The organism is Aeromonas media (assembly GCF_000819985.1).
Lineage (GTDB): Bacteria > Pseudomonadota > Gammaproteobacteria > Enterobacterales > Aeromonadaceae > Aeromonas > Aeromonas media.
Window position 1 is genome coordinate 24,534 of the sequence record NZ_CDBZ01000084.1, and the last position, 9,151, is coordinate 33,684.

Sequence of the window (9,151 nt, forward strand, 5' to 3'; positions counted from 1 at the left end):
GCGAATCGGGTCTGCTCATGGTCACAACCACCGAGCGTGGCCTGATGGTCCCGCTGGTGGTGCGCCCGGCCGCCCAGGCCACCGAGCTGGCAGCACTGCTGCGCCAGCACGGTCATGCACCACTGTGCTGCCCGCTGCTGGAAACCCGACCGGGCAGTGAACTCCCCCACCTGCCCGAGCTGCTGCCCCAAACGGACATCATCATCGCCGTCAGCGCCCATGCCGTTAAATTTGCTCATCATTTTCTGTTGCAAACTGGTCTGACCTGGCCACATATTGACTACTTTGCGGTCGGTCAGGCGAGCACGGATGCCTTCAGCGAGGTGGGTGTCCAGGCCCTCTGCCCGACCGATCCCCGCAGTGAAGGCCTGTTGGCCCTGCCGCCCCTGCAAGGGGTGAGCGGCAAGCGGGTGCTGATCCTGCGCGGCAACGACGGGCGGGATCTCATCGCCCGAACGCTGGCCTCACGCGGCGCACTGGTGCACTATTGTGCCACCTACGAGCGCCACTACCCCGAGCTCGACGGGGACGCATTGACCCGCCACTGGCAGGCAGCCGGCCTCGACAGCCTGCTCATCACCAGTGGTGAACTCTTGCAGCGGTTGCTGGCCCTGGTGCCCGGCCCGCAGCGACCCTGGCTTTATGACCGCCTGCTGGTGGTGCCCAGTCCCCGGGTGGCCGAGATGGCCGAGGGAGCTGGTTTTACCCGTATCGTGATTGCCCAAGGTGCATCCAACCAGGCTCTGGTGGCCGCCCTGGAACTGAGGAAGATGGAATGACTGAACAGCAAGAAGTCCAGCCGAGTGCTGCGGCCCCCGCGGCCGACAACAACAAGCCCGAGAACAAGGCCGCCGGCAACAAGAAGGGCGGCGCCGGCGTCGTCCTCGGTGGCGTTGCCATCCTGCTGGCCCTGGGGCTGACCGGCGGCCTCTATCTGCACGGCCACCAGAATGCCGTCGCCCAGCAGGCCGAACTCGGCGCCCTCAAGCTGCAACTGGCCGAGGCCATGGGCAAGCTGGATCAGAGCAACAGCAAGGATGCCGAACAGATCGGCGCCCTCGGCAAGAACCAACAGCAGTTGCAGGAGGCGCTGGACGCCCTGCAGACCAAAGTGCTGGATCTCGACGACAAGCGCCCCAACGACTGGATGCTCGCCGAATCCGAATACCTGGTGCGCATGGCGGGCCGCAAGCTGTGGCTAGAACACGACATCATCTCCGCCATCACCCTGCTCGGCAACGCCGACGAGCGGATCAAGGCGCTCAACGACCCCAGCCTGATGCCCATTCGCAAGGCGCTGGCGGAAGACATAGCCCAGCTCAAGGGGATGCCGCGAGTCGATCGCGAAGGCTTGACCCTGAAGCTGGCCGCGCTGTCCGACCAGATAGAGCTGCTGCCCCTCTCCACCGTGAGCATGCCACAAGCCAAGGCCGAACCGGATCAGGCGGTCAGCGCCAATCCGGACGAGTGGGAGAGCAATCTGAAGAAGAACTGGGTCAAGTTCACCGAGAACTTCATCACCATACGTCGCCGCGACGGCGCCGTGGAGGCCCTGCTCTCACCGCAGCAGGAGATCTTCCTGCGGGAGAACCTCAAGACCAAGCTGTTGCAGGCCCAGCTCGCCGTCTATCGCGAGCAGCAAGCGCTCTATACCGACAGCCTGGAGAAGGCCCAGCGCTGGCTGACCCAGTACTTCGATACCGACAACAGCGCCACCCAGTACATGCAGTCCGAGCTCGACAAGCTCAAAGGCGAGCAGATCCAGTTTGACTACCCGGATCAGTTCAAGACCCAGGCCATGCTGGAACAGGTGCTGACCGAACGCCTGCAACGCATCCTGGCCGGCAACTGAGGAGGAGACCATGATTCGTCTGATCGTCGTGGTGGCCGTGATGGTCGCGGGCCTGATCTTCGGCCCCGAAGCGTCCGGCAATAAGGGCTATGTGCTCATCTCGCTTGGCAACTACACGGTGGAGTCTTCGGTCACCAGCGCCGTGATCCTGGCGGTACTGTTCTATGGTGCCCTGCTCATCGTCGAGTGGGTGCTCGGCCGGGTCTTCGGCCTGCGCCGCAAGACGCAAGGCTGGTTCGGCTCGCGCCGTCGCCGCAAGGCGAACCTGCAAACGGTGAATGCCACCCTGGCCATGGCCGAGGGGCACTACAACCAGGCAGAGAAGCTGCTGATCAAGGGCGCTGACAACAGCGACACCCCGCTGCTCAACTACCTGAGTGCCGCCAGAGTGGCCCAGGCCCGGGGCGATGACGTGCGCCGGGATCACTACCTGCAAAAGGCGCAGGAGGAGAACCCCAAAGCCGAGCTGGCATTGACCCTGATCCAGACCCAGCTGCAGATAGAGCAGGGTCAGTACGACAGTGCCCTCGGTCGGCTCGAGTCCGTCTACGCCCTGCACCCGCGCCACCCCATGGTGCTTGATCAGTTGCGCCAGGTCTATCTGGCCCGGGAAGACTGGGCGGCCCTCATCGATCTCGCCCCGGCCCTGCGCAAGGTGGGCAAGTTGACGTCGGTGCAGGAAGAAGCCCTGCTGCACCAGGCCTGGATTGGCCGTCTCGAGGCTGCCAGCGGCGCCCTCGAGACACTGCGCCCGGTATGGCAGGCGCTGCCCCGCAAGCTGCGTCAGGACCCCGAACTGCTGGCCAACTACGGGGATCGTCTGCGCCGGCTCGGTGCCGACAGCGAGGCGGCCGACCTCTGGCTGGAGGCCCTGCGCAAGGATCCCTCCCCCGAGCTGTTCGCCCGTCTGCCCAAACTCAGGCTGGATGACTATCAGCCCATGCTGACCCTGCTCAAGAAGATCCAGGATCAGCCGGGCGCCGAGGCGGCACTGGCGCGAGTCTACCTGCTGGCCGGCCAGCTGGACGATGCCCAGCGCCTGCTGGAGCAGGAAGTGGCGAAGCGGCCGGATGCCGCCCTCTACCATGCCCTCGGGCAGGTGATGGACAAGCGCCGTCTCACCAACAAGGCCAACGAGTACTATCGTCAGGCCCTGCAACTGGCCGACGTCTGACCCCAGCTCGACAGAGAGAACCAAAAAGGCCGCAATTGCGGCCTTTTTCTATTCCGTGTTCCCGCGTTGATTCGGGGTGTTTCTCAGCGCCCTTCTCCCCTCGCGGGAGAAGGGCTGGGGATGAGGGGGAAACAAGCAACCCCCCTCCTATCTCTGAGGGAGAGAGTCAAGGGCTCAGGCCGTCAGCCGCTCCATCTCGCCAATAAGCCAGACGGCCTCCTGGCGGTGAGAACCGCACACGTCCTGCATGGGCCGAAAGCTGCTGCACACCGCAGGCCGCTCAGGCTGGCCGAAGATCTTGCAGCCCAGCCACGCATCGAGCTGAACACAGGGAACGCCGGCCGGCTTGCCCTCCGGCATGCCGGGAATGGCACTGCTGATACTGGGGGCTGTGCAGCAGGCACCGCAACCTTGACGACATTCCATATGATGCATTCCTGTGCATGGCGAAGCAGTCTATCAAAGGGCCCCGATTCCCCTTAGCCTTATCCGCCCTGTCGCGCTAAATAGTCCAGACCCGGACGCGCGGGCAACAAAAAGCCCGACGGCAGCAGCGGTCGGGCTTTTCATCTTCAGCAGGTTCAACCCACTCTCATCAGAGAATGATGTCGCGCACCACGCTGTCCTTGCGATCCAGGAAGTGGATCGACTTGATGCGGCGGATGGTTCTGGATTTGCCGCGGATCAGCAGGGTCTCCGTGGTCGCCATGACACCATTGCTGGTAATGCCTTCCAGCAGATCACCCTTGGTGATGCCGGTGGCCGAGAAGATGACGTTGTCATTCTTGGCCAGATCTTCCAGCTTGAGCACCTTGCTCACATCGATGCCGAGATCCTGGCAACGGGCAATCTCCTGCTCGCCCAGGGCACGCACCTCGGGGCTGTCGCCCTTGACCTGATGACGGGGCACCAGGCGCGCCTGCATGTCGCCGTCCAGAGCGCGGATCACCGCCGCCGAGATCACCCCTTCCGGGGCGCCACCGATGCCATAGAGCATGTCCACTTCGCTGTCCGGCAGACAGGTGAGGATAGAGGCGGCCACGTCGCCGTCGGGGATGGCGAACACCCGCACGCCCAGCCCCTGCATCTCCTTGATCGCCTTGTCATGACGCGGCTTGGCCAGGGTGATGACGGTCAGGCGAGAGAGCGGCTTGCCGAGCGCCTTGGCCACGGCCTTGAGGTTCAGCTCCAGGGCCTGATCGAGATCGATGGCGCCCTTGGCGCCCGGACCCACGATCAGCTTCTCCATGTACATGTCGGGAGCCTTGAGGAAGGAGCCCTTGTCGCCCACGGCCAGCACGGCCAGGGCATTAGACTGCCCCATGGCGGTCATGCGGGTGCCCTCTATGGGGTCGACCGCGATGTCCACGGCGTCGCCCTGACCCGTGCCCACCTTCTCGCCGATGTAGAGCATGGGGGCTTCGTCGATCTCGCCTTCGCCTATCACAATCTCGCCATCGATCTGGATCTGATTGAGGATGTGACGCATGGCCGCAACGGCCGCGCCATCGGCGATATTTTTGTCACCACGTCCGAGCCACTTGTAGCCAGCCAGTGCAGCCGCTTCCGTCACTCGGGAAAATTCGATTGCCAGTTCACGTCTCATCGCATATCCAACCTTAGGAGCTCGAAAACGGGCGGCATTCTACCACAAGGGCAAACCTTTGCGCGCAAAAGTGGCAGCTCGCCACATAAATCCCGGTTTTCATCCCGCTGACATGGAATCGACACGGTTTGTTCATTGCACGGTCACCCGACTGTCATCTGTCACTTCTAGCATGGCCCCGTCTTTTAAAACAAAAGCTTGCAACACAAGGGATCATGATGAAAAAGCTGACAGTAGTAGCATTGGCTCTTACCGCCGCCTTCCAGGCTCAAGCCGTTGAAGTGTACAAAAACGAGAGCACCCTGCTCGACCTCTACGGCCGCATCTACGCCGGCCAGTTCTTCGGCGAGAAGAAAGAGCTGGATGCCAATGGCGACATCAAGAACGAATACAGCGACAAGCAGGGCGCCAACCAGTTCGTCCGCCTGGGCGCCAAGGTAGAGAGCGAGATCAACCCGGGTCTCAAGGCCCTGGCCCAGTACGAGTTGCAGATCTACGTCAATGACAGCGAGAAGACCGTCAGCGAGAACTCCGACAACATGCGCACCCGTCTGGCCTTCGCCGGTGTGGGTGCCGACTGGGGCTATGTCACCTTTGGTCGTCAGAAAGGCGCCCCCGGCCTGCTGGCCGACTGGACCGACGTCTCCCTCTCCGACGGCTACGGCAACGAGGCGCTGGGCGCCAAGACCGACACCTTCGCCACCAACCGTGCCGGCTCGGTGCTGAAATACTCCGGCCTGTTCAACGGCTTCCAGATCGATACCAGCTACAAGTTCGACGGCGGTGACACCGAAGAGACCAGCAGCAAGGACAGCGATGCCGCCTACGGCGCCGCCCTGGCCTACACCTTCCCGTTCAACCTGGCCCTGGGTACCGCCTACAACGTGGGTATCCGCGACAAGAGCGGTGAAGAGGATGCCAAGCTGTGGCTGCTCTCCGCCAAGTACGACAACAAGGCCGTCTATGCCGCCCTGAGCTACGCCGACGGCAGCGACTTCCTGGCCACCGGCAAGGATCACACCGGTTGGGAAGGGGCGCTGGGTTACAACTTCGAGAGCGGCTTCGGCCTGATGGCCCTGTGGAACAAGCAGAAGGTGGAGCAGAGCGGCAAGTCCGACTACGACTCCATCGACTACTACACCCTGGGTGCCCAGTACAAGTTCAACAAGAACCTGCGCGTCATCGGCGAGTACCGCATCAACAACTTGGACAGCAATGACAGCGGCAAGCTGAACACCAAGGATGACTTCCAGCTGGCGGCCCGTTACGACTTCTAACTCCGGCCCCAGACAAAACGGCGCGCAGATCCCTCTGCGCGCCGTTTTTCATTCTCCCCTCCCGCCTGGGGGCTGAGCCACAGAGGCTAGAGCTTCTTCTGCCAGAACAGGGCCCGGCCCACCTCGGGATCGAGCTCATAGCCCGCAAAACCGCTGGCCAGGTAGGCGGCCTGCGCCACCCTGTTGCCCTCCAGCACTTCCAGGGTCAACTTGCAGCAGTCGAGCTCCCGGGCGAGCTGCTCCACCTGCGCCAGCAGCCGTTTGCCGAGGCCGCGCCCGCGATGATCCGGGTGCACCGCAAGGTCGTGGAGGTTGAGCAGGGGCCGGCAGGCGAAGGTCGAGAAGCCCTCGAAGCAGGTGGCCACCCCGGCCGGCTGCCCATCGACCCAGGCCAGCAACACATGGGCACCACTTCTCGCCGCCAGGGCCTGCGCCAGATTGGCCTTCACCTCATCGGCGAGGGGGCTGCCCCCGCCCATCTCGTCTTTCGCGTATTCGTTGAGCAGATAGACCAGCGCCTCGCCGTGCTGCCGGTTATGAAGGTCTGCCCTGATGATCTCTTCCATGTTCCGTTTCCTGTTTCCTTGGGGCAGCATCGGCGCCACCGAACCCGGATGGTAAACCAGCCCTTTGCCTCAACCAAGACTCATCCGATGGGTTGCATCAGGGCAATGATCCTCAACTGACCGCACAACTGCTCGTAGGTGTGGGATTTTTGCATCTTTGCCTTGCAAGACAAATGAAAATCAATATCATTAGCGTCCTCTCGAAACGGGAGATACTAATAACTACAAATAAATCAATAAGTTCAGGCCGACAGGTCGATTAAAAGAGTCACACGCAGATGCATAATCCCAACTCCCCGCGCGCCCTGCTGGGCGTCGCCTTGCTGTCCCTTTGCGCCAGCGCCCAGGCCGAAGACGAAACCCTCACTGTGGTCGGCAAACGCAGCCAACACGAGGAAGTCGCCACCGCCACCCGCACCAGCACCCCGGCCAAGCTGGTGCCCCAGAGTATAGAGAGCGTCTCCGCCAGCGAGCTGACCGCCTACGGCCAACCGACCCTGAGCGAGGCCCTGAGCGGCATCCCCGGGGTCAACGCCAGCGGCGACACCCGCTTCGACGGTGTCAACATCCGCGGCTTCAACGCCAGCAACGACTTCTACCTCGACGGCCTGCGGGACGACATGCAGTACACCCGGGATCTCGGCAACATAGAGCGGGTCGAGGTGCTCAAGGGGCCGGCCGCCGTGCTCTACGGCCGTGGCAGCACGGGGGGCATCATCAACCGGGTCAGCAAGAAGCCGCAGCGGGGCCAGGCCTCCAGCGTCAGTGCCCGGGTCGGCAGCTTCGACAGCCAGCGCCTCGCCGCAGATCTCAATGCCGAGGCAGGCGAGCGGGTGCAACTGCGCCTCAACCTGGCCCAGGAGGACAAGGAGAGTTTTCGCGACGGCGTGACCAGCAAGCGCACCCTGCTGGCACCGTCCGCCAACTGGGAAATCACCGACAAGCTGAACTGGCTGGTGCAGTACGAGCGCAACGGCAGCGATCGCACCCCGGATCGCGGCATCCCCGGCGTCAACGGTCGGCCGGCCGACGTGCCCATAGAGAGCGTCTACAGCGACACCAGCCGCGACTTCATAGATGACGTGGCCCAGTCCACCCGCTCCCAGCTCACCTGGGATCTGAACGAGCAGTGGCAACTGCGCCAGCAGCTCGGCTACACCAGCCTCGACAGCCAGTTCGACAACACCTATGTCACCAGCGTCAAGGGCGACCAGGTGACCCGCGCCCGCTGGCAGCAGGATCTCAAGGCCAACAACCTGACCAGCAACACGGAAGCCGAAGGCCAGCTGCAGACCGGTCCCGTCGAGCATCGCCTGCTGGTGGGCCTGGAGCAGAGCTGGCAGGAGCGCACCCCCAAGCTCTATCAGAACGCCACCCCTATCCCCCCGGGCAACCTGTACGATCCGGGCTCACTGCCCAGCTACAACGGTGCCATGAAGCTCTCCAGCGACGCTAACCACAAGGTGCGTGGCTACGGCCTCTATGTGCAGGATCAGCTCAGCCTGGGGGACTGGCACCTGCTCGGCGGCCTGCGCCGGGACGCGTTCACCGTCACCAGCCGCCGCAACGACCTCGACAAGGAGGAGACCCTCTCGGTCACCAGCCTGAGCCCCCGTCTGGGGCTGGTGTGGAACCCCATCGAGGAGCACGCCTTCTACACCTCCTACAGCAAGACCTTCACCCCGGTCGGCGGCGAGCTGATCGGCATCACCCCGGGGGACAAGAACAACAACCTGGATCCCCAGCACACCCGTCTCTACGAAGGGGGCGTGAAGAGCGACTGGCTGAACGGCCGCCTGGCCACCACCCTCTCCCTCTACCGGCTGGAGATGTACAACAAGCGCAGCAAGGATCCGCTGGATCCCACCAAGGTGCTCCTCACCGGCCTGCAGCGCACCGACGGCATAGAGCTGAGCGCCCGCGCCCAGCTCACCGACGCCTTCTACCTGCACGGCGGCATCGCCATCCAGGACGCGGAGCAGGTCAAGGCGGATCCGGATCTGCAGGGCAAGCGGCCGATGAACGTCTCCCGCGAGAACGGCCAGCTGTTCGCCGGCTACCAGAGCGGCAAGCAGGGCTGGTATGGGGAAACCGGGGTGACGGCGGTGGGGGATCGCTTCGCCGACAACGCCAACACCACAGTGCTGCCGGGCTACGCCCGCTATGACGCCCGCGCCGGCTACCGCTGGCAGCACTGGGATGCCCAGCTCAGCGTGGAGAACCTGACCGACCACGACTACTTCGTCAGCGCCACCAGCGCGGCCCAGATCATGCCGGGCAGTCCCCGTCAGCTGAATCTCACCGCCGCCTACCGCTTCTGATCCTCCTGCCCACAGCCAAACTGGCCAGCCCCTGCTGGCCAGTTTTTTTATGACGCGCCACCATGATGAAACCCAAGAGACTCCCCCTTCACAACAACAAGTGGGTGCGCCGCATCCACGCCTGGGCGGGCTTTGCCACCCTCACCCTGATGCTGCTCTACGGCCTGACCGGCCTCTGGCTCCAGCACAGGGCCGTGCTGCCCCTGCCCGGCCCCCACACCGAAAAGTCGAGCGAGGAGATAACGCTGGCCACGCCGCTGGCGAGCCCGGACGCACTGAAAGCCCTGCTGCAACAGCACTACCCCGAGGGCTTGGAGGAGGGGCGGATCAGCATCACCCCGGCCCGGACCCTGCC

The 9,151-nt window shown here is 63.6% G+C and carries 8 protein-coding genes and 1 pseudogene; 6 read left to right on the plus strand and 3 right to left on the minus strand.

Features of this window, described 5'->3' with window-relative positions; all coding sequences use genetic code 11:
* Positions 1–44 precede the first annotated feature (44 nt).
* From BN1127_RS07350 to BN1127_RS07360, 3 genes are read left to right on the plus strand one after another with little or no spacing between them, the layout of a single operon-like run.
* Complete coding sequence (locus tag BN1127_RS07350; protein ID WP_042649022.1) at positions 45–779, plus strand: uroporphyrinogen-III synthase; 735 nt, start codon at positions 45–47, stop codon at positions 777–779.
* Positions 776–1,852 carry a uroporphyrinogen-III C-methyltransferase gene (locus tag BN1127_RS07355; protein WP_042649015.1) on the plus strand — a complete coding sequence of 359 codons (1,077 nt, stop codon included), beginning with the start codon at positions 776–778 and terminating at the stop codon, positions 1,850–1,852. The genes BN1127_RS07350 and BN1127_RS07355 overlap by 4 nt, the downstream gene beginning before the upstream one ends.
* A gap of 10 nt (positions 1,853–1,862) precedes the next feature.
* Positions 1,863–3,026, plus strand: coding sequence for a heme biosynthesis HemY N-terminal domain-containing protein (locus BN1127_RS07360; RefSeq protein ID WP_005330966.1), 1,164 nt, complete (start codon positions 1,863–1,865; stop codon positions 3,024–3,026).
* 174 nt (positions 3,027–3,200) lie between these two features.
* Here BN1127_RS07360 and BN1127_RS07365 read toward each other — a convergent pair whose 3' ends face one another.
* A complete protein-coding gene (locus BN1127_RS07365; protein ID WP_041206765.1) occupies positions 3,201–3,452 on the minus strand; it encodes a YkgJ family cysteine cluster protein in 252 nt (83 codons plus the stop codon).
* A 169-nt stretch (positions 3,453–3,621) separates the two neighbouring features.
* A complete protein-coding gene (gene glpX, locus BN1127_RS07370) occupies positions 3,622–4,632 on the minus strand; it encodes a class II fructose-bisphosphatase (RefSeq protein ID WP_042649016.1) in 1,011 nt (336 codons plus the stop codon).
* 218 nt (positions 4,633–4,850) lie between these two features.
* Here glpX and BN1127_RS07375 point away from each other — a divergent pair, with 218 nt between their 5' ends.
* Positions 4,851–5,909 (plus strand): porin, encoded by a 1,059-nt coding sequence (locus BN1127_RS07375; protein ID WP_042649017.1) that lies wholly within the window; start codon positions 4,851–4,853, stop codon positions 5,907–5,909.
* Positions 5,910–5,995: 86 nt separating this feature from the next.
* On the opposite strand, the gene BN1127_RS07380 is transcribed toward BN1127_RS07375, so the two are convergent.
* The gene (locus tag BN1127_RS07380; RefSeq protein WP_042649018.1) at positions 5,996–6,475 is read right to left on the minus strand and encodes a GNAT family N-acetyltransferase; all 480 of its coding nucleotides are present in this window, start codon (positions 6,473–6,475) and stop codon (positions 5,996–5,998) included.
* 278 nt (positions 6,476–6,753) lie between these two features.
* Between BN1127_RS07380 and BN1127_RS07385 the strand changes: the two genes are divergently transcribed.
* Complete coding sequence (locus BN1127_RS07385; RefSeq protein ID WP_042649019.1) at positions 6,754–8,796, plus strand: TonB-dependent receptor; 2,043 nt, start codon at positions 6,754–6,756, stop codon at positions 8,794–8,796.
* Between the two features lie 65 nt (positions 8,797–8,861).
* Positions 8,862–9,151: pseudogene (locus BN1127_RS07390) on the plus strand (PepSY-associated TM helix domain-containing protein); the annotation flags it as partial.